This window comes from Ureibacillus sp. FSL E2-3493, assembly GCF_038077515.1.
Classification (GTDB): domain Bacteria; phylum Bacillota; class Bacilli; order Bacillales_A; family Planococcaceae; genus Ureibacillus; species Ureibacillus halotolerans.
The window spans coordinates 1,549,055-1,570,618 of sequence record NZ_JBBOPK010000001.1 but is presented as its reverse complement, the minus strand read 5'-3'; the positions used below and the strand labels follow the sequence as shown (position 1 = coordinate 1,570,618).

The 21,564-nt window shown below is 34.1% G+C and carries 22 protein-coding genes and 1 pseudogene; 9 read left to right on the top strand and 14 right to left on the bottom strand.

Annotated elements, in window-relative coordinates; genetic code table 11:
* Window positions 1-54: 54 nt before the first annotated feature.
* On the bottom strand, window positions 55-588 hold the full coding sequence (locus tag MHH69_RS07995; RefSeq protein WP_122972773.1) for a hypothetical protein: 534 nt from the start codon (window positions 586-588) through the stop codon (window positions 55-57).
* Between the two features lie 398 nt (window positions 589-986).
* On the opposite strand from MHH69_RS07995, the pseudogene MHH69_RS07990 reads away from it, so the two are divergent.
* A pseudogene (locus MHH69_RS07990) lies at window positions 987-1,366 on the top strand (cytidine deaminase).
* Window positions 1,367-1,533: 167 nt separating this feature from the next.
* On the opposite strand, the gene MHH69_RS07985 reads toward MHH69_RS07990, so the two are convergent.
* The 6 genes from MHH69_RS07985 to MHH69_RS07960 all read right to left on the bottom strand — a co-directional run bounded on the left by MHH69_RS07985 (window position 1,534) and on the right by MHH69_RS07960 (window position 8,685).
* Window positions 1,534-4,125 (bottom strand): calcium-translocating P-type ATPase, PMCA-type, encoded by a 2,592-nt coding sequence (locus tag MHH69_RS07985; RefSeq protein ID WP_341362063.1) that lies wholly within the window; start codon window positions 4,123-4,125, stop codon window positions 1,534-1,536.
* A gap of 409 nt (window positions 4,126-4,534) precedes the next feature.
* Entirely contained in the window at window positions 4,535-5,170 is a 636-nt protein-coding gene (ytaF, locus tag MHH69_RS07980; protein ID WP_341362062.1) for a sporulation membrane protein YtaF, read from the bottom strand.
* 145 nt (window positions 5,171-5,315) lie between these two features.
* A complete protein-coding gene (locus tag MHH69_RS07975; RefSeq protein ID WP_122972777.1) occupies window positions 5,316-6,419 on the bottom strand; it encodes a 5-methyltetrahydropteroyltriglutamate--homocysteine S-methyltransferase in 1,104 nt (367 codons plus the stop codon).
* 113 nt (window positions 6,420-6,532) lie between these two features.
* Entirely contained in the window at window positions 6,533-7,444 is a 912-nt protein-coding gene (locus tag MHH69_RS07970) for a LysR family transcriptional regulator (protein WP_122972778.1), read from the bottom strand.
* A 265-nt stretch (window positions 7,445-7,709) separates the two neighbouring features.
* Window positions 7,710-8,174, bottom strand: a complete 465-nt coding sequence (locus MHH69_RS07965) for a phage tail protein (RefSeq protein ID WP_341362061.1) — start codon at window positions 8,172-8,174, stop codon at window positions 7,710-7,712.
* 19 nt (window positions 8,175-8,193) lie between these two features.
* On the bottom strand, window positions 8,194-8,685 hold the full coding sequence (locus MHH69_RS07960; protein WP_341362060.1) for a GyrI-like domain-containing protein: 492 nt from the start codon (window positions 8,683-8,685) through the stop codon (window positions 8,194-8,196).
* 105 nt (window positions 8,686-8,790) lie between these two features.
* Between MHH69_RS07960 and MHH69_RS07955 the strand changes: the two genes are divergently transcribed.
* From MHH69_RS07955 to MHH69_RS07935, 5 genes are all read left to right on the top strand, one after another.
* On the top strand, window positions 8,791-9,753 hold the full coding sequence (locus MHH69_RS07955; protein WP_341362059.1) for a helix-turn-helix transcriptional regulator: 963 nt from the start codon (window positions 8,791-8,793) through the stop codon (window positions 9,751-9,753).
* 137 nt (window positions 9,754-9,890) lie between these two features.
* Window positions 9,891-11,005 (top strand): IS3 family transposase gene (locus MHH69_RS07950; RefSeq protein ID WP_341362058.1). Its coding sequence is split into 2 segments (ribosomal slippage): window positions 9,891-10,170 and window positions 10,170-11,005, totalling 1,116 coding nucleotides; the frame shifts between segments, so codons are not numbered across the junction.
* 85 nt (window positions 11,006-11,090) lie between these two features.
* Window positions 11,091-11,405 carry an ArsR/SmtB family transcription factor gene (locus MHH69_RS07945; protein ID WP_122973665.1) on the top strand — a complete coding sequence of 105 codons (315 nt, stop codon included), beginning with the start codon at window positions 11,091-11,093 and terminating at the stop codon, window positions 11,403-11,405.
* 83 nt (window positions 11,406-11,488) lie between these two features.
* The gene (locus MHH69_RS07940) at window positions 11,489-11,917 is read left to right on the top strand and encodes a DMT family transporter (protein ID WP_122973664.1); all 429 of its coding nucleotides are present in this window, start codon (window positions 11,489-11,491) and stop codon (window positions 11,915-11,917) included.
* 11 nt (window positions 11,918-11,928) lie between these two features.
* Window positions 11,929-12,396 carry a DMT family transporter gene (locus tag MHH69_RS07935; protein ID WP_341362057.1) on the top strand — a complete coding sequence of 156 codons (468 nt, stop codon included), beginning with the start codon at window positions 11,929-11,931 and terminating at the stop codon, window positions 12,394-12,396.
* Between the two features lie 263 nt (window positions 12,397-12,659).
* Here MHH69_RS07935 and MHH69_RS07930 read toward each other — a convergent pair whose 3' ends face one another.
* Window positions 12,660-13,028 carry an iron chaperone gene (locus MHH69_RS07930; RefSeq protein WP_122973662.1) on the bottom strand — a complete coding sequence of 123 codons (369 nt, stop codon included), beginning with the start codon at window positions 13,026-13,028 and terminating at the stop codon, window positions 12,660-12,662.
* 185 nt (window positions 13,029-13,213) lie between these two features.
* Complete coding sequence (locus tag MHH69_RS07925) at window positions 13,214-14,092, bottom strand: LysR family transcriptional regulator (RefSeq protein WP_122973661.1); 879 nt, start codon at window positions 14,090-14,092, stop codon at window positions 13,214-13,216.
* A 126-nt stretch (window positions 14,093-14,218) separates the two neighbouring features.
* On the opposite strand from MHH69_RS07925, the gene MHH69_RS07920 reads away from it, so the two are divergent.
* The 3 genes from MHH69_RS07920 to MHH69_RS07910 all read left to right on the top strand — a co-directional run bounded on the left by MHH69_RS07920 (window position 14,219) and on the right by MHH69_RS07910 (window position 16,520).
* A complete protein-coding gene (locus MHH69_RS07920) occupies window positions 14,219-15,406 on the top strand; it encodes a YbfB/YjiJ family MFS transporter (protein ID WP_445954566.1) in 1,188 nt (395 codons plus the stop codon).
* A 22-nt stretch (window positions 15,407-15,428) separates the two neighbouring features.
* Window positions 15,429-15,632 carry a tautomerase family protein gene (locus tag MHH69_RS07915; RefSeq protein WP_122973660.1) on the top strand — a complete coding sequence of 68 codons (204 nt, stop codon included), beginning with the start codon at window positions 15,429-15,431 and terminating at the stop codon, window positions 15,630-15,632.
* Window positions 15,633-16,070: 438 nt separating this feature from the next.
* Window positions 16,071-16,520: an AraC family transcriptional regulator gene (locus tag MHH69_RS07910; protein ID WP_122973659.1), complete on the top strand. Its 450-nt coding sequence runs from the start codon at window positions 16,071-16,073 to the stop codon at window positions 16,518-16,520.
* Between the two features lie 283 nt (window positions 16,521-16,803).
* On the opposite strand, the gene MHH69_RS07905 is transcribed toward MHH69_RS07910, so the two are convergent.
* The 5 genes from MHH69_RS07905 to MHH69_RS07885 form a co-directional block, all read right to left on the bottom strand.
* On the bottom strand, window positions 16,804-17,394 hold the full coding sequence (locus MHH69_RS07905; protein WP_122973658.1) for a hypothetical protein: 591 nt from the start codon (window positions 17,392-17,394) through the stop codon (window positions 16,804-16,806).
* A gap of 88 nt (window positions 17,395-17,482) precedes the next feature.
* A complete protein-coding gene (locus MHH69_RS07900) occupies window positions 17,483-18,343 on the bottom strand; it encodes an alpha/beta fold hydrolase (RefSeq protein ID WP_341362055.1) in 861 nt (286 codons plus the stop codon).
* Between the two features lie 181 nt (window positions 18,344-18,524).
* Window positions 18,525-19,292, bottom strand: coding sequence for a 2-pyrone-4,6-dicarboxylate hydrolase (locus MHH69_RS07895; RefSeq protein ID WP_122973522.1), 768 nt, complete (start codon window positions 19,290-19,292; stop codon window positions 18,525-18,527).
* A gap of 9 nt (window positions 19,293-19,301) precedes the next feature.
* Entirely contained in the window at window positions 19,302-20,603 is a 1,302-nt protein-coding gene (locus tag MHH69_RS07890) for an SLC13 family permease (RefSeq protein WP_341362054.1), read from the bottom strand.
* 199 nt (window positions 20,604-20,802) lie between these two features.
* The gene (locus MHH69_RS07885; protein ID WP_341362053.1) at window positions 20,803-21,525 is read right to left on the bottom strand and encodes a GntR family transcriptional regulator; all 723 of its coding nucleotides are present in this window, start codon (window positions 21,523-21,525) and stop codon (window positions 20,803-20,805) included.
* Window positions 21,526-21,564: the final 39 nt, after the last annotated feature.

Sequence of the window (21,564 nt, the reverse complement as noted above, 5' to 3'; positions counted from 1 at the left end):
TAAAAACAAAACGAGCACCGTTTTGACAATATGGTGCCCGATTTACGAAAAGTTTTAGTCCATAATTTTTACGAAGTATTCATGGTTGAATCGAATAAAATCACTTATTCTCTTTATCGTAAGATTAGCTATTTCATTAAATTTGGAATACAAAGGTTGAATCGATTTCGAAAGTTCCTTATTATTGTTCAGGTCCTCCCGATTAACAACAAACTTTTCCAGACTGCTAGGCCCGCTATATCTTTTAAGAACCGATTCCGTTTCTTCTAGAAGTTGGTACATGGTCCCTTCCCCAAAAAACTGTAGTCCAGTTTTAATTGCAGACCAAATTTTTGGTTGAGCTATAAAATAAGCACTCCACCAATAGAACTCAATTACAGATTCAATTGCATGATCATAATATATATGAAAAACAAACAACGCTTTTTGCCCAGACGTTAGTTCTTTATAAAAATGTACTTTTTCCATCGTGCTATTTTCTTGAGCCATTCTTTTTTTATACTCCAATATTAATGGTTTAAAGCAAGCATGAAATAAAGCTTCATCGGCTAAAGAATCGAACTCTTCTCTTTTCATTATAACGAGCATTCAAATATCACTCCCTTCCAATTATTATAAAGTAATTGAAAGGTAAATTGATAATGTTAACCATAATTTCACAGTTTTCTTTCAAATTGATAATTTGAAGGTATTGTTGAAATGAACAAGATTTGTTTTTAGTACTCAGAAAAGATGTCTGTGACTAGTCATGAAAACGTCAAAAAATCAGATACTCGTAAGTTATTGATTAGGAGCAAATTGTTGTAACTCGACTTGAAGAAGTAATCGGATTTGAGCTCTCTCCTATTATTATGTTGTGTACCAATGTGTTGCAGTCATTTGAAAGCTATTCGTTCTCAATGGACACCACCTTTGGCAAACTAGTTCTATCATTATTTTCCAAATGAGTAGACTTATAACATTTAGATGCTATTTGAGGTGTTAACATGAATATAGAAAAAAGATTATATGAAGAAGCAGTAGCACTAATAGAGAAAAGATACCCATTAGGTTGGGGCGGAGCTGCGGCAATGTACACAACAGACGGAAAAATCTTAACAAGTGTCGCTCCTGAAATTATTAATGCTTCAACAGAATTATGGTTGAAACAGGAGCTATATTAGAAGCTCATAAACTTGATACTCAAATTACCCATTCTATTTGTGTAGTAAGAGATAATGAAAAATCTGAATTTAAAATTCTAACATCTTGTGGGATATGTCAAGAAAGACTTTTCTATTGGGGACCAAACGTAAAAGTGGCTGTTTACACTCCTGAAAGAGATATTCTTTTTAAAACATTGGAGGAAGTTCAGCCTTTCCATTAGTATAAAGCGTATAGTTAATAGGTGAAAAAACTTAAATCGGAACAAGGGAACCCAAACAATTATGGAGTTCTTTTTCATTCATCTAATTATAAATAATAATAAAAAGATGGTTCAATTCGACCATCTTTTTAAATGATAAACGTATCCACTTTTAAATAGCTTTGTTTCTATTTTTTAAAGAATAATCTATGAAGCTGAATAATTATTAATGGTACAATTGCTAGCCCATAAATGGTTAACAATTGCAGTTGGTCTAGCATTGCTACATCGAATAATCCTACTATTAACACAACATTCAATAGTACAAACCCGATAAGAAAGGCAATCCACACCGAAAGATTCGAGAATAGGCCAATTTTAAATAGCGATTCTCTTGAACGACAGTTAAAGCCATGGAACAATCTTGATAAACATAATGTGGCAAAGGCCATCGTGCTGGCAACCATCGTATCACCTGTTGCTAACCCTCTTTGAAAAGCGATAATCGTGACAGCAGCAATAAGTAATCCTTCTAATCCTATTTGAGTAACAAAGCTTTTATTTAATAAAGGTTCATGTATTTTTCGAGGTTTTTCTTCCATCACCTTCTTACTATGGGGTTCTAAACCGATTGCGATCGCTGGTAAACTATCTGTTAGTAGGTTAATAAATAATAAGTGTACCGGTGCAAATGGAGAAGGTAATGCAAAAAGTGTTGCGTATAAAACTACTAATATCGCTCCTGCATTTCCAGACAATAAAAACTTAATGGCATTTTTAATATTTTCGTAAAGACTACGACCGTTGGAAATAGCTTTAACAATCGTTGAGAAATTGTCATCGCTTAATATCATCGATGAGGCATCTTTGGCAACTTCTGTGCCCATTATTCCCATTGCTACCCCGATATCAGCTTGTTTTAATGCTGGACCATCATTGACACCATCGCCAGTCATTGCCACGACATTCCCTTTTTCCTGCCAAGCTTTAACAATACGTATTTTATGTTCCGGTGATACTCGTGCGTAAACGGAGTAGTTTTCAACTTGTTCTCTTAATTCTTTATCTGATAAATTTTCAATTTCTTTACCTTCAATTGCTTCAGAAGGGTCTTTTAAAATGCCGATTTGTTTTGCAATGGCAGCTGCCGTTATTTTATGATCTCCCGTAATCATCACCGGTTTGATTCCTGCTTTAATACAATCTGCAACAGCTTGTTTTGATTCCTCTCGCGGCGGGTCCATCATTGCGACTAAACCAATAAAAATTAATCCATTTTCGTCTTTTTTGCCAATTTTAGTTGAATTCACTTCTTTATAAGCTAATGCGAGTACTCGTAACCCTTCGTTAGAAAAATTACTATTGATTTGTTTAATAATTTCTAGTTGTTTGAAAGTAATATTGGATACTCCTTGAGAAGTTCTAATTTTCACCAAACGGGGAAGCAGTACATCTACAGCTCCCTTTGTAATCATAATAGTTCGGTTGCCAACTCGATTAACAGTACTCATTAACTTACGGTTCGAATCAAAAGGTATTTCATCAAAACGTTCAAACTGCTTGCGAATATGAAGTTCATCGATGTTATATTCATTTCCTAAATGTACTAGAGCTATTTCTGTTGGATCTCCAATTTCCCGATCGCTAAACGTAACGGAATTATTACATAATAAAGCCATATGCAGAAATGTATGATGAAGTTCGTTACTAATTTGTAATTGGTCATGTTGAATAACTTCATCGTTAATTAATACCTTTTGGACTGTCATTTTATTTTGAGTCAATGTCCCCGTTTTATCTGAACAGATTACTGAAATGCTACCAAGACTTTCAACCGCATGGAGTTTACGGACAATGGCATTTTCCTTTGCCATTTTTTGAGTTCCAAATGCCAACACAATGGTTACAATCGAACTTAATGCCTCCGGAATAGCCGCAACTGCTAAGGAAACTGCGAACATAAATGAATCAACAAGCTCGCGACCACGTAAAATATCCAAGCCAAAAATAATTAAACAGATGATAATAATTCCAATGGCAAGACGCTTTCCAAATTGTTCAAGACTTACTTGAAGGGGTGTTTTCTTTTCTTTAGCACTATCTAGTAAATTTGCTATCTTACCAATTTCAGTATTCATACCAATTGACGTTACAATTGCTTTACCGCGGCCATTTGTAACAAAACTACCTGAGAAAACCATATTTATTTTATCCCCAAGTGCTACTTCTCTTTCATTAATAACTTGTGTCATTTTTTCGATTGGCAGTGATTCGCCTGTTAAAGAACTTTCGTTAATTTGTAAACTATGGCTTTCAATAATTCGACCATCTGCACTAATATAATCACCGGCATCTAAAACAAGAATATCCCCAACGACAACCTCCTTTGAAGGGATTTCAGTAACTTGTCCATTTCGAAGTACTTTTGCAACAGGGGCTGCCATTTCTTTTAAACTATCTAATGATTTTTCCGCTTTAATTTGTTGAACAGTGCCAAGTATAGCATTTAAAATGACAACAACTAAAATGACAATGGAACTTTGTACTTCCCCTAAAAATACAGAAATAACAGCGGCAACCATTAAAATAATGACTAAAAAGTCTTTAAACTGTTCTAGAAAAATTTGAATTGCACTTTTTCGTTCGCTCTCTTCAATTTCATTGTATCCATATTGTTTCTGTCTTGTTCGCACTTCATAATCCGTTAATCCTAGATGGTTTACTTCTAGTTCATTCATTACTTTTTGAACAGGTTCTCGGTAAAATTCTGTTGCATTCATAAAAATATCCCCCATATCCATGTATTTCGTTTTATCTCATGGCAAATGAAACTATTCTGTTAACATTTTATGATTTCTAGTAAGACAGAAGGATGCTATCCTTTCACTCAAATTTCCCTTAAAAAAATGACTTTCTGATTCCTAACTATTTTCAAAATGACTAGTTACTTTTATATCTATCTTTCATTTATCGCAACCATCTTTCTGTAACGTACAATAAATTATATGTATGAGAAAGATAAATATGTGAGATTATTTTCAAATGGAATATAGAATAAATGCCTAGTATAGAAGTACATTTTCTCTACTTAGAAAGGAACAATATGTTTTACATAGTAATAAAGGCTGCTCTAGAAGATTGAATACTAGCTTCTAAAACAGCACTTTTTAAAACATATAGTTTCTTCTATTACATTTTAAACAACCCGATTAATATAAGGGCAATACCTGGTAAAAACGAAAGTTTTTTAACCCAATTCATCTTTCTAAAGATTAAACCGATGTTGATGCCTACTATGACAAAAATGACACTTGAAACTGTTACAACAATCGAAAATAAAATCGGAGGTAAATCAATCAACGCCGCGCCAATACCAGCACCGAAAGAATCTAATGACAATGCTAGCCCTAAAAACAACGCTTCGATACTACTAATACTTCCCGAACGATCAAAATCTGCTTCTGTCGGCTTTTTTAATATTTTTATCATTAGTCCTAATCGTTTCATTTCAAATTCAATAACTTTTATTTCCTTTTTACTTAATTTTGAAGTACTGTCGGACGTGAAAAATTGATATAGAACCCATATCCCAATAACTACTAAAATAATCCCGCCTACTCTTTCTGCAGCTTCATAGGATATAAACAATTCGATTATCGAACCGATTCCCATAGCCAATAATAAAATGATGAAAGTGCAAGAAAAGATGATAAAAAACGATTTTAACGGTATTTTAACCTTTCGCATTCCGTATGTTAACCCAACTGTAAAACTATCAAGACTAACTGCAAAGCCTAATAGCAGTAAAGATAATACGTCACCCATGTTTTACTCCTTTCATACGCCATTACCTATTTATCGTATGAACTGGCTTATTAAAGTGATAATGATTAGGTTTACTGATTTGAATACATAAGTACTTTAAGCCACAAAAAAGGCGAACAACCTGTTAAAGTTATTCGCCTAAATTTTAACCCCAAATCTCTTTCGAAATATCGACAATATACTTCAGCTTTGCCCATTGTTCATCCTCAGTCAGAATATTTCCGTGATGAGTAGAGGCAAATCCACATTGTGGACTAATACATAATTGCTCTAATGGTACATATTTTGTTGCTTCTTCTATTCGCGCTTTAATATTTTCCTTATCTTCTAATTCTCCGTGTTTTGATGTGAACACGCCAAGTACTACTTGCGGTCCACCATTCGGGATATATTTTAACGGGTCGAAATCTCCAGAACGGTCATCATCATATTCCAAGAAAAATCCGTTTACTTTTTCTTTTGCAAATAAAGTTGGGGCAATTTTCGCATAACTTCCTTCAAACGCCCATTTAGAACGGTAGTTTCCTCGACATAGGTGAGTCGTTATAATAAGATCTTCTGGTTTATCTTCTAGTACTCCATTTACAACACGAAGAGCTAAGTCGATTAATTCTTCACGAGAATAGCCGCTATCATTAAATGGAATTTCAGGCGCGTTCAACCCTGCAATATATACATCATCTAATTGTAAATAACGGCAACCTGCATCATAAAAAGCTTTAATCGCATCGCGGTATGTTTGGATAATATCCTTTGTATATTCTTCAATATCTGGATAAATTTCTACATTTCGAATACCGGCATTAAACAATTGGTTTGGGCTAGGGATTGTTTGTTTTGCAACTGCTCGATCACCGACAATGTCTTTAAACTCAATAAAATCTTTTATATGTGGGTGATCCGGGTTAAAGGAAATTTTGCCGATTACCCGCACATCGTATCTTTCCGTTTCCTCCCCTTTAAAGGCGAAACCATGAGCTGGAACATATCCTTCTACTCCATTTAAATGTTCGAGAAAATCCGTATGCCAAAATCTTCGGCGAAATTCTCCATCTGTAACAGCTTGTAGGCCGACTTCAATTTGCTTATCGACGATTTTTTTAATTTCTTCTGTTTCAATTGCATGTAATTCTTGCTTTGTAATATTGCCTTCTTGAAAATTCTTTCTTGCCTTATGAATTCTTTCTGGGCGTAATAAACTGCCGACATGATCTGCTCTAAATGGAGCCTTTATAAGTGTTTTTGTCATAATGTAATCTCCCTCTTTCCTTTTATTCGCTTGATGTAAAGTAAGTGTAGCATAGGGAAATTATTATAACGTAACACATAAAATCTATTTCTTGCTATAGCTTTTAACTATAACTACTGCAGCTCTTCTTCGATCGATTCTTTTAAATATTGAATATACGTATGAGCCAACGTACTATTTGTGACGTTTTTATGGGTAATATAGCCAACATGGATTTGCTCATCCACCTTTAAAGGTACAGCGATAATGTCTTTACTATTTAATTTGTGACTAATCACCCCAGTTGAAATGGTATAACCATTTAAACCGATTAGTAAGTTAAATAAAGTTGCCCGATCCGTCACCCGGATATTTTTCGGTCGAGAAAGGGTGCTAAGAATCTCCTCTGAAAAATAAAAAGAATTGTAATCTCCCTGCTCATAGGATAAATACGGATAAGGGTCTAAATCGGATAATGTTACATAGTCTTTTCTAGATAGCGGATTTGCTGAACTAATAAACACATGGGGATTTGCTGTAAATAGCTCATGGAATTGTAAATTTCCTTCCCGTAAAAACTTGTGAATAACCTTTTTATTAAATTCATTCACATATAAAATACCAATTTCACTTCGTAGATTCTTGACATCATCAATGATTTCATATGTCTTCGTTTCTCGTAAACTAAATTCATACTCCTCTGGGCTATATTCTTTTAATAAACGTACAAAGGCACTTACCGCAAATGCATAATGTTGAGCAGATACTGAAAAGTGTTGTTGCGGAGATCTTGTATTCGTATATCGATTTTCAAGAAGTTCTGCTTGCTCAACGACTTGCCTAGCGTACCCTAAAAATTCTGACCCTTCAGGCGTAATCAAAATCCCTTTATTTGATCGCAAAAAGATTGTTATCCCTACTTCCTCCTCCAACTCTTTTATAGCATTGGAAAGGCTAGGTTGACTAATAAACAAATTTTGCGCTGCTTTGTTAATTGAACGACTTCGAGCTACTTCTATCACATATTTTAATTGTTGTAACGTCATATTCCATCCCTTTTCTTTCCTATTTATGTAACTAATAAAATTATACTTTAAATGCAAATAATAGAATACCTTATCAAATTATTCATTCTCCCAAAATGAAAATAGATATAAGAACTGTGGTAATTTCATAAAAATCGAACCACGCTATTCCAAATTTTCTACAAAAAAAAGAGCTCAATTTCACCTGTGGAATTGGGCTCTTTAACCGTAGCATATAATCATAATCGAATTTCTAAAAACAACGATTAATAATTAAAATAGTCTATTAATATTCCCCTTTAATGACAAAAAACGATCCTCGAATCGTTCCAGCTAATTTGGACTTTTGTCTGGCAAATTTAAACTTTCCTTCTAACTCCTTCGGTATTTCCATCCCTTCCGAAAGCTTAAATTCAACGGCCCGTTTCTTAGGATCATCTACCGTATACATAACGTTGATCGCAAGACCATCTTCATAGAAGACGTAGGCAAATTGAATATTTTCCACTTGAAATCGTGATGTTTCTAATGGATTCGCTGCAAACTCGATATCCCGCTCTTCTTTTAAAATTCGATTCACATAATCAAGGGTTTCTTGGCTTTCACTAGCTGGAACAACCGTAAATTCATGCTTGTATTTGTTCATAAAGTAACGGGCTTCATTAGCACGTAAACCAGCTAATGATTCTACTACAGGTGAAGATTCTAATCCAATTGTAGACACATTTTTAAAATCAACAATAGAAGTCATTTCCATCCCTCCGGTAATTTTATCGTCTGACGACAGGAATCCAAATTTCGCCAAAAACAATTTCATCGCACTGTCCCATCTCAACCGTTGCATTTGGTCCACCGACATAGGCAAAATCCTTTGCTTCTGGCAAGACTTGACCAAAGGCAATGCCTGTCAGTTGGTTATTCAATTCATTAATAGACGTTCCTTCGCCTTTTACAACGAGGTATTCCCCTTTAGGGAATTGAATTAATCTCGATTCGCCTAATTCCGGTGCCTCCTCTTCTGTTATAACGCCAGCATAATACATCATCTTGTTATTGACCGCCTCATTCACTGCAAAAATGTAATCATTCGTAGCGATGGCTTTTAATGCATCGAGTTTTCCATCTTCGCTGAAATTTTTCCAAAAATCTGCTTTTTCTTTGTTTAAACCGGCAAAATCTGTGTAATTGCTTTTTAACTCAGTTCCAAAACCTAAAACGATAAAACTTTCTTTTTCTTCTAATTTGTAATTTTCCATTTTCATAACCTTCCTTTTTTTAAAATTAATCAAATGATTTTGACTCATTCACTTGATACGTTTATGATAAGCTTAAATCATGTCAAAAAATGATACTGTTTAGGAGCCGAAATGAAAAAAGTTGAACGAATTAATATTATTATGCGGTATATAAACAACCGCGCCCATTTTACAATTTCTGAACTCATACAAGAATTCAACATCTCTCGTTCGACGGCTATTCGAGATATTCGAGAAATTGAGGCGATGGGGATGCCACTTGTTGCTGAAGTTGGCAGGGATGGGGGCTATTTTGTCATGCACAATTCTGTCCTTCCCGAAGTTCGGTTTACAGATAATGAAGTGAAAGCCCTTTTTATTGCCTTTATGGCCACAAGAAATCAACAACTTCCCTATCTAACAAGCCGACAATCTTTAGCTGAAAAATTACTCGGCTTAATTTCAAAAAATCAACAAGATGATCTTGTTCTGTTAAATCAAATTTTACTATTTGAAGGAACCAATCCAAATAATCCTGATTTACTGGAGCTATCTGATCTCCCCCACCCTATGTTGGAAAAACTCATTCAAATCTTACTTTTGGATAACTATTTACAGATTACCATGAATGAAGAGGATGGCGTGAAAACTTATCCAATTTATCTTTTGCACCTTTATAAAGAAAAAAGCGTTTGGATGATTGAAGGCTTTAACTTAAAGGAAGAAAGAAAACAAATTTTTCCTGTCGACAATCTCACCGATGTCATTGTCTATCCTTCGAAAAAAAGAGTAAGTAGGAAAAAGATTTTAGAAAAATTAAGGCATCAGGAAGAAGTATTCAACCTTGTCCTTGAAATAGGCCCTAAAGCAATCTCCCAGTACAAAAAGTATCATCCTTTTAAAGTTTCAATTTCCTATACGAATCCTTACCAAACGACAGCAATTTTAAAAACTTTTATTAATGTAAATAAAACAGAAGACCTGATTGAATTCACAAATTGGTTACTTTTCCTTGGCACAGATATTAAAATTAGAGAAATGCCAGAAGAAGTGTTAGAGCTTATAAAAGAAAGATACTGCTTATTCTTTCCATAAGTACTGGCTTTGCTATTTCCAATTTATTACTCTATTATTAATCGGAAGAGCTAAAAAATGAATCGGTTACACTAAGTTGGACAGATACTATAAGGGCTAGTAGACTTAACATACTAACCTAAAGGGAGCCTGCTATTATGCCACGTCAACGTCGAACTTTTACAACAAAATTCAAATTACAACTAGTAAAGCTTTATGAAAATGGAAAGTCTCGTGCAGATATCTGTCGAGAATATGAAATAACGCCTTCTGCGTTAGATCGCTGGATTAAAAACCATCAAGAGACTGGCTCATTTACTGCAGAAGACAATCGTACTGAAGAAGAAAAGGAATTAATTAGATTACGAAAAGAAAACCAACGTTTAATGATGGAGAATGACATTTTAAAGCAAGCAGCGCTGATCATGGGACGAAAATAGATGTGATTCGAAACAACGCTCACAAATATTCAGTATCAGCAATGTGTAACGTCCTCAACATCGCCAAAAGCACCTATTACTATCACGCCAATCTGCGTGAAAAAGAAGCACATGACAAAGAAGAAGTTGAGCTTTCCAACGATATTCAACGCCTTTTTAAGGAAAGTCGTAGTAACTATGGTACTCGTAAACTTAAAGTAGAATTAGAGAAACAAGGTAAGATTGTTTCCCGTCGTCGAATCGGTCGAATCATGAAACAATTAGGACTGGTATCAAATTATACTGTGGCCCAATACAAGCTGCATAAGCAAACCTGTAATGAAGCACCAATCAAAAATGAGTTAGATCGGCAGTTTAAAACAGAAGAACAATTCGCAATAGTTGTCAGTGATTTAACATACGTCCGTGTTGAGAAAAAATGGCACTATGTATGCTTATTTGTCGACCTTTTCAATCGAGAAATTATTGGTCACAGTACCGGTCCAAATAAGACAGCAGACCTTGTATATCAAGCATTAGCTAGCATAAAAGGGAATTTACATAACATGAAGATGTTCCACACAGACCGTGGGAAAGAGTTTGATAACAAACTCATTTCAGGGGTCTTAGAGACATTTGGGATTCAGAAGTATGAAGGCTGCCCTTATGATAATGAAATGGCCGAAGCGATGTTCAAAGTATTTAAAACCGAATTCGCAAATGGCGCACACTTCGCTTCTCTTGAACAGCTATCTCTTGAACTTAATGATTATGTTCATTGGTTCAATAACATTCGAATTCACGGAACACTAGGCTATTTAACGCCTGTGGAATTCAAGAATAGGTCCTTATAAAGGTTGTCCAGTTTTGTGTTGACATTCCACGGTTAACCCTTTTACCAATTGACATATCGAAAAATCCAGATATATAATTACTCCTATGGAACTTATTGATGTATTCAAAGCGTTATCAAACGAAACAAGACTCAATATCCTAGAGTGGTTAAAGGAACCCGAGAAACATTTCCCAAAACAAGGCGCTCACCTACCAAAGGAGGTAAGTTATAAAGGGGGAGTTTGTGTTGGGGATATTCAAGAAAAGGCTAAAGTTTCTCAATCTACGGTTTCTAGCTACTTAAATATGATGCAAAAAGCTGGTCTACTTGAATCAATTCGACATGGTCAATGGACTTACTACAGACGAAATGAAGAATTTATTCAACAATTAGCTAATTATTTTAAAACAGAGATCTAGTAAATGTTGATTTCTGTTTTTTTATCAACTTATATATCTATATATCTAGATATACAATTATATGAAAAAGGAGATATATCCCTATGCGATTTATATCTTATATACTTGCACTATTGGCAGGGGCAGCCCTTAGCTTTGAAGGAGCTATCTATGCAGAATTAGGAAAAACAATTGGACAAATCGAAACAAGTTTTTATAACTTCTTTATGGGTTCGATAATCATGGGATTATTGTTACTCTTTTTTGGGAAAGGGAAGCTTTCCTATACATTTGAAGCACCTAAATGGTCATTACTTGGAGGAGCATTAGGTGTTGTTTATTTAACATCAATCGTTGTCAGTGTCCCATTCGTTGGTGTCGGTATAACAATGGTTGCTGTCATTATCGGACAACTAATAATGAGTATGGTGATTGAACATTTCGGTTGGTTAGGCAGCAAAAAAACAATGATTAATAAAGAAAAGATATTTGCGGTTATATCAATGATTATTGCACTTATTTTAATCAACTAGGAGGACTAATGATGGGGATATTTATGATTTTATTTACATTGATTGGCGGAATCACATTAAGTGCCCAATCGTCTATCAACGGGACATTTAGTCGGAAAGCTGGGACAATTGAAACAACATTTCTAACCTTTTTAACGGGAACAATGTTTCTTACGATTTTCATTTTATTTTTCGGTGGCGGAAATGTGCTTGCACTTTTTGATGTGCCAAAATGGCAATTAAGTGCCGCATTATTAGGCACTATGTATCTACTATTAACGGTTATGGCAGTCCCTAGAATTGGCGTTATTGCAACGAATATTGCTGGAATAGCTGGTCAACTTGTGATTGGCGTAGTCATTGATCATTTTGGATGGTTTAATAGTTTAGTCATTGAATTTGATACGAAACGTATTTTTGCATTATTATTTATGATTCTTTCTCTTTATTTTATCTATAAAGGGAATAAACGCTCAAAGGAAATACTGAATACACAATAATACTATTCACTTTTTGGCAATCCTCCCTTTAAGAGGATTGCTGATTAAGTACCTCACACTTAACATTTACCAGAGCGGTTGTTTTAAAAAAGTTTCTAAATCCAATTTTAAATTTTCCTTTACTTCTTCATTTTCACAGTATGTTGCAAAGGTTAAATATCCAATTCGAATATATAAAAAGAACACAATTCATTTTTAGAATTGCGCTCAATGGTTAGTTGATTCTTCTACTATAAAATACTTTTTCTCTACTCTATTTTCCGTTATCTCCAAAAGGTTGAACAATCTGCTTTATCTAAAATATTAAAATCAATCATTTTTTCAAGTAATGCGTAATCAATTGGGCTATTCCACGGGAATCGAACGAGACCTTTCGTATGACTATATCCAGCCTGCACAATCTCATTAGTAAAATGAGTAATCCCTGCCTCTTCAGGGGCAACAGCTAAATGATGTTTCGCTACACTAAAGCCAATAATATATGTACCATGGTCGGTAAACATAGGCTGCTTCCATTTAACTACTGGCGTTAAATTTGGATATTTCTCACTTACCCAGCTTAAAACTTCTTCTGTTCGTTCCCGATGTTGCATATTTTCGATTTTCTCTAAAAATTCTGCGAATACTTCCATATTTTCTCCTCCTAGAATAGAAATAATATATTTTAAGCTTATACTGAAAAATTAAAATTTCCTATAAGTTTAATACAATAACCCTCATTTTAGATATTTATTATTTTATTTAACCCCTTATTAATGGAGTGATATGTAGTTTACTTCCTATATCTTTTATAATTGCCGTTTACATCAGAGCAATTTTAAACCAAACCTATTTTTTCACTGCTCAACATTTCTATCATTTTCTCGAGGGAAGTAGACGAATATTTATCTTTCCGGTAAATAAAAATCGTTTTCACTTTTCCAAATTGTTCAGGGATATCGTGTTGGACAAGCACTCCTTCATTCACATGTTTAGCTACTACACTACGAGGAAGTAAACTGATACCTAGCCCTGCAGATACACAACCAATTATTCCATCAAGAGTTCCAAACTCCATTATTTTTTCTGGTATCACCCCTTCATGGTGTAACCATTTTTCAAATCTTGCTCTGTAAGAACAACCATTTCGAAATACTAATATCGTTCTATTTTGTATCTCTTTTAACGAAGTTAAAGGTTGATGGAACGTATCCGTTACAAGGACCAACTCTTCTTCTATAAAAGTTTGACAAGAAAGTTCCGGATGTTCAATAGGACCTGCAACAAAGGCGCCATCCAATTCATATTGTAAAACACTTTGTACATTTTGCTCTGTTGGACCAGTTTTTAATGTAAGATCAACATCCGGATACTCACGATGAAACTTTGAAAGCAAAGCAGGTAAACGAACTGCCGCAGTTGTTTCCATTGAACCGATCGCTAAAGGTCCCTTTGGTACTCCATTATCATTCATTACTTCTTTTACCTCTGCTAAAAGTTGAAAGATTTTATCTGTATAAACAAGTAATACTTTCCCTTTATCCGTAAGAGTCGTTCCTCGATTGTGTCGATAAAATAACGTCGTTTGAAGATCACCTTCCAATTGTTGAATTTTTGCTGTGAGATTGGACTGGGCATAATTTAGTTCCTTCGCCGCCTTTGATATACTACCTGACGCTGCAACAGCTCGAAAAAATTTTAACGATTGGATATCCATCGTCATCCCCCTTTTTTGATATATAAATTAATGATGACTTCATATCAATTTTATGTATTATACCATATATCAAAAAACAGATATGATAATGATAGAAATAAAAAACAAAACGAGGGGGTGAAACATTTGAAGAAGCATCTAATTTTATTTTTAGTTGGCGGAATTTTCTCACTTATGATTGCAATGGGAATTGGAAGATTCGCTTATACACCTATCCTACCACTCATGCAAAAAGACCTTTCGTTTTCTGACACAGTAGCAGGTTACCTTGCTTCGAGTAATTATGCTGGATATTTGGCTGGTGCAATAGTAGCAGGATTACTTCCGTTGAAAAAGCATAAAACTAATTTTTTAAGAGTTAGTCTTATCATCAGTGTGTTGACCACCTTCGTTATGGGACTTTCCCACTCTTATGTTTTAATGCTTATCCTTCGTTTCGTTTCAGGAATCGCCAGTTCATTCATTTTTGTTATCGCTTCTAGTATTGTATTAGATAAATTATCTTCTGCCGGTAAAACAAATTGGTCAGGCATTTTTTATTCTGGCGTTGGGTTTGGGATCTTTTTTTCAACCCTTTTCATTCCAAGTTCTAACGATTTGTTTGGATGGGAAGGAGTATGGATAGGATTAGCGATTGTAAGCATAGTTCTTACGATCTTTGTATGGATGTGGCTAAAAGATTCCCTAAACACATTGACAAAAACGGAAAAACAAGATGAAAAAATTCAAGTACCTCCCCCAAAATGGCTAACATGGTTAATGATTGCCTATGGGTTAGAAGGCTTAGGTTATATTGTAACAGGAACATTCATCGTATCGATTGCAGAAAATTCACCAACATTTAGAATGGACTCATCCTTTGTTTGGATTGTTGTTGGGTTAGGTGCAATTCCTTCCTGTATACTTTGGTCAACATTAGCAAAAAAGCAAGGTTTTGTAATATCATTAGTTTTATCAATGATTTTACAAGCTATCGGAATTGCTCTACCTGTTTTCTGGACATCTCAAATAAGTCTTATTATTTCTGCACTATTATTTGGCGCAACTTTTATGGGAATCACTACCCTTGCTACTACATTAGCCCGTCAAATGAACCCGGCGAATAGTAGTCGAGTCATTAGTTATCTTACGGCTATCTATGCCATTGGCCAAATGATTGGTCCGACTATCGCTGGCGTTTTAACATCCTTCACTCAAAGTTATAACGCTGCTTTGATAGGAGCAGCTGGCGTTGTCTTTATTGGCGCATTGTTTCTTATAAGCGGGATTCGATTTGAACGAAGACCACCATTAGAAACTTCAGCCATAAAATAAAAAAGAAAAGAGGGAAATATTAATGCCATACGTAAATATTAAAATTACCAACGAAAACGTTACACCCGAAAAAAAAGCAGCCCTTATTAAAGGAGCGACTCAATTACTTGTTGATGTTTTAGATAAAAATCCGAACACAACGGTCGTTGTCATTGATGAAGTTGATACGGATAATTGGGGAATCGCAGGAGAATCGATAACGGTTCGAAGAAAAAACGGTCAGTAAATAAAAGGATAACAACGAATTGAAATCCAATGTTAAAGCAAAAAGGAAGACTCTCCTATTCATCTTCCCTTTTTGCTTTTTTCATTGTCTTCTTTTAATCATTTTTTCTACCAAACCGTATTGCTCGACATTTACACCCATAGTTTATTCGACCGTATAACAAAATAATTTGTGAATTTTTAAAAATTTGGATGGAATAAAGTTATTAATCCCGATTCCGACGTTGACTTTCCTTTATTGTTTTAACCATAGCTAAAAAGAAAATAATTACAAATATCCATAAATTCGATGATGGATAACATTTTTTTCCATACTCTTCATTTTCATTCAATTATATAATAAATTTTCAAATTATTTTTAAAATTAATCGAAATATTTTTTTATAACATGTTACATTCGAAATGTACCAAAGAATATGGATAGAAGGGATGGAACGTAATGAAATATAAAATCGAAACTTTTCCAAACTATCGTATTGCTTATATGCGACGTGTTGGTCAATACGGTCCTGCTAATATGGAAGTAATGGAGAAGTTAAAAAAATGGGCGAAGGAGAATAATCTTCTTAATTCTGCAATTTTGTTTGCAATTCCACTAGATAACCCAGAAACAACACCACCTAATCAGTGCAGATTCGATGCTTGCATTGTCATTCCAAATGATTTTCAAGTAGATAATTCAGTTCTTGAAAGGGAACTTTCTGGGGGTGAGTATTATGTTTATGAAGTAAAACATACAACAGAAGAAATACAAAAAGCATATCCGGCTATTTTTCAACATTTACAAAATAACAATTTCCAAATCGATCATAAACCAATTATGGAAAAGTACATTAGTGATATGATTAGTCACCCTTATTGTGAAATATGTGTACCTATTAAACAGTGATATAGTTTAATTTGTTGATAAGGTTATTTCTACATTACTTCAATTACAAACGAATAAAAGAAAAATAAAAAGGATTGAGTCCGGTTTAATACCGAATTCAATCCTCTAAACTCTACTTATAGAATGTTCTCATTTATTTGAATACTTCAATTTAAGGAAGCTTTTATGGAAAATATATTAAGATCATCAAGTTATTTAATTTTCCAAAAGTGATAGACATTAAGAGAGTTAATTTTTACAACAATCCAAGTCGTATTAGACTTAGTAATACATTACAATTAAACTAATCCTCCCAATAAAAAATCGCATCCATCACTAAATATTCTCTAGGTTCCCGATAAATTGTTGCTATTTCCGTTTGAAAAGATAAAGGTTGATTTAATTCTTTAGCCTCTAAAAGCTCATAATCAAACTCTTCCAAAACTTGTTTCAAGTTTTCTGCAATTGTTTGGAAATCTTTACTTATTTTTAATCGATGTGGACCACTAAGTAACGTCCCATGTGCTCCACCAACTACTTCGTTTGTTTCGGTACGTATTGTTTTATATCTGTCATCTTCACCCATAATTGCAACAGGTGCTAAACGACAAATATCAATAATGATCCCATCTGTCCTTATCTCTCGACGCCCATATTTCTCTTCAACAACTTTAACATCCTCTTTCCGATAACAAAATAATTCAACAAAGGAAGCGTATCCACTGCCAAAATGATTCCACTCTGCTTCACATACTAAATTTGGAATACGGTTTATTCGATGAAATAATCGCCGAATATGTGCTTCTATTTCTTGGTCATCATTTATACTATAGGGGAACTTATTCCCAACACTTTTCCCAGCAATTAAGTCTTGTAATTGTTCATTATTAAACATACATAAAACTCCTCTCCCTTTTAGTTTAAATGGAAATTAAATCTAAAATCCCCTTAAGTCTCCTACGTTTGATATTTAATAAACAACTTTAAACAATACTCGTATTTTTTTTAGATATAAATTTCACATTTTCCAAGACCATCTCTGGATGAAGTTCTGGAATCATATGTCCGATGTCTGGAATGATATTTAAAGTGGCATGGGGAATATCCTCTTTTAATCGCCGCGCTTGATCAATCACCCCAAATGGATCATTTTCTCCCACTGCAATTACTGTAGGAACTGTAATTTTTTTATATTCTTCACATAAGATTTTAGAGGTTTCAGGGAATACAAGCACATCCTCCCTATTTGCTCTAAAATGACTTGAACGGAATCCGATTGCATATAGCTCTTTTGCATACTTTTCTGGTACCTGCTCCGGAGCAAAAGTTTGCTTGGCCATTGAGAAAGCCATACTTTTTGCTAAAGGTGTTTTAAGTAATAAATTTAAAATCATTCCAGCAACTTCCTTTGGAAATTGTAGAGCATAGGAAAGGGTCATCGTACCGCTCCAAGAATGGCCAACTAATATGATTGGTTCATTGATTCCAAGTTCTTTTAACGCTTTATGAATAATAGAAGCTTGCGTAATGGGAGTAATTTTTCTTTTTTTAGGCCTTTCACTATATCCATAACCAGGTCTATCAAAGGCAATTGCATGATAACCTTGCTGAGCTGCCATTTGAACGGTTTCTTTATAATCACTGCTAGAGAGTATTCCCCCATGTAGAAATACAACTGGTTGACCGGTACCTTCTGAAATATAATGTAACTTTATATCATCATCTACTATTATAAATTTCCCAACCGGCTCATATAATTTTTCTGCCTTTTTAAATTGCCACTGATTATAAATGAACAGTAAACCATTTCCAACAATCACCATCAATATTATCGAGACAGCCATCAATTCATCCTTTCTTTTTACTTTTTTACGTTGATTTCAAATAAAAGTTGCATTATTTCATATAAAAATCAATAAAAAATAGACTAAGAACGTCTTACCTATAAAAATATTCCTTAAAAAATAAAACCTTAATTTTTCCCGCTATGAGGAAAAACTAAGGTTTTGTAAGTTGAAATAATTTTTATTTATGAAGATACCAATTCTCCCCATTTTGAAAGAATATTCTATCCTGCGCTTCCTTACCGACAGTTTCTTTAATTAATTGTATATCATCATATGAAAATCGATAATTCGCTCGAGTTGATGGTAAATCACTACCAAATATAAGAGAGTTTGGATTTTCTCTATATAATATTGTAATTAATTCTCTAATTTCATCTCGTTCATAACCTACCCGACCAAAACCCGTTAATCGAATCGGAACGTCTGCGTTCACAATTTTTTTCAACTTATCCATTGAACATTTTTGCATCCCTAAATGATCGATGGATACTTTTGGCAAGGTGAAAATTAATTCTTCTAGATCTTTATCAATCGTTTGTAAATTAAGATAGAGTTCTGTCTTCCAATTACATATCTTATATACTCGCTCTGAAAGCTCTTTAATTTCTTTCGGTGATGCAGATAACCCTCTATATAAGTTAAATCTTATTCCCTTTATTCCGATGTCATTTAATTTTAAAATCTCTTCATTGGTCGTATCAAATGGTAGTTGTGTAATACCTACAAAATGATTTCCTAATTCTGAAATGGCATCCGTAAAATAATCTTGATGATATCCTTGAAAGGAGCCTGATACAATGGCTCCTCCAGTTACTTCAATCGACAATTCTTGTAATTCATTTAAATAATCATTCACCGTATAAAAATCTGGGACAAATCCTTGATTTTCTACAAGTGGAAATTTTGGATCAATAATATGAAAATGTGAGTCAAATATTTTTTGCATAGCTACCCCCTATAATATAAACATTAAAATTACCGTTGCAACAATGGCAAACCCTAATCCGAAAGGCGTTGCTTTATAAAGTAAGTCATTATAAAATTTCTTAGATTCTTCTTCGCTCAACCCACTATTCCCAAGGATCAAACTACCACCTGTAGAGAATGGTGCTAAAGCTGTTGATTGGGCACCGATAATAATTGCCACTGCAATTAGCGAAGCACTGTAACCAGTAGGAGCGATGATTCCTGCAATCATTGGGAACATAAGCGGCGCAACAACACCTAACGTACTACTAAAGATTGACATAATTCCCGCAATAATTGTGACAGCAATAGGAACAATAAAGGACGGCATATTATTAATCATAGAAGCTAATAAATCAATGGTACCTGCTTCTACCGCCACATCAATTAACATTCCTACCCCAGAAACTAGCCATAACGTACTCCAAGGGATTCTCGTCAGTACCTCTTTCGATTGATTTCCAGCTAATTTTAAAATGTATGCTACGATTGCGAACACAACTGCCAGCAAAGTAATATCCGTACGTGAGTTAATAAACTGAATTGTTTCGTTTTCTGGCATAAAAGTGGCGAGCATCGGTATTCCAAGTACAATTACCATAAGTAGCACTATAAGAGAAATATTAACTTTTTGCTTTTTTGAAAACCTTTCTGGCTTTTCAATATTCAGTTCAGCAATTTTGCCATTTTTTCTATCAAAAAACATAAGGATTAACATGATAAATATTGGATAAATAAATGAAACAACAAAAATATCCCTTGTTAGTAAATTCGCCTGTTCAGCAAGAGCGGTTTCACTAATCAATGAATTAAAGAGTACGCCATGGGCACTATACATAAAATTCGCACCAGAAAGGGACCCTAATGAGACTGCAAAGGAAGCATGTAATTTATTCATTCCTGATGATTTACATAAGGCCATCGCAATCGCACCCATTACTGCCACAGAAGTAAAGAAACCAGCACCCATTCCAGAAACTAATGCCGTCACAAAATACAAAATTAATGGCAGCCATTGAGTATGTTTTTGAAATTTATAAAGTAATAAATGGGCAATTTTTTCTAAAGTACCATTTACAACTGCAAAATTAAAGAATAGCGCTAAAGTAAAAATAACTAAAAATAATTTTGTTGGGAACGTTGCCAATAAATCATTTATAGACATTCCTAAAACAAAACAACCAATAATATAAGCAAACGCTAAAGCTACTAATCCCGTATTTATATCAAGCTTTTCACCTAAATAAATCGCAATGATAATTGCTAGTATAATTAAAATAGAATAGAACATAGTTACCTCCTTCGTATATATCGCATATATGTAGTTTATGGATTTTTTTACTATGAAAAATGGTATTTAATATTGAGTTATAAATTTTTAAATAGATTCGTCCATATGCAATATTGATATTCGGCTTGTATAAACATCAATGGAAGCACTTACAAAATAGAATAAACTAAAAAACACCACCTCTTAACAATTCATTTTTTTATTCTAAACTTAAGACTGATTTGTATTTGTACATGTCTCCACGATAGGAAGAAGCACCAGTTAAAACACACTCATCTTTTACTTTTAAATCAACACTTCTATATAAAATTGGAGAGCCAACGGAAACACCAAGGACGGTTGAAATCTCTTCATTAGCAAGAACTGCTTCGATTTCAATTTCCCCTTCGGTAAGAGACATATCAAACTTATTTAAAAATAAATGGGAAAAAGAATAATTCACATACTCTTCATCGGTAATCTGTTCACCATACTTTTTTAAAAGATACCGATTATCGATAACAATCGGAATACCTTCTGAAAGTCGTAACCTTTTTACTTGATAAACTTCCTCTCCAGGTTTCACCCCCAGTTTCACATCGATACCTTCTGGACATGGTACGGATCCACGAAACAGCAACTTGACATGAAAATTTTTTAAATACCAACCTCGAAAAAAAGTATCCAATTTGGCAATATCTGTTTTTAATTTGTCCTTTCGAACAATAAAAGTACCTTTCCCTTGAATGCGTTGCAAAAGACCTTCCTCTACAAGTAATTGAACTGCCTGACGAATTGTCATACGAGAGACATTAAACATATTGATGAGTTCATCATCACTTAAAAATCTTTCTTTCCCAGCTTTGTGCAATTCATCTACTTTTTCTCTTAAACTATCTGCAATTTGAACGTACTTTGGAATATGAGGATTATAATTACTCATGCACACCCTCCTATGGATTTTCTAAATAAACATATACCT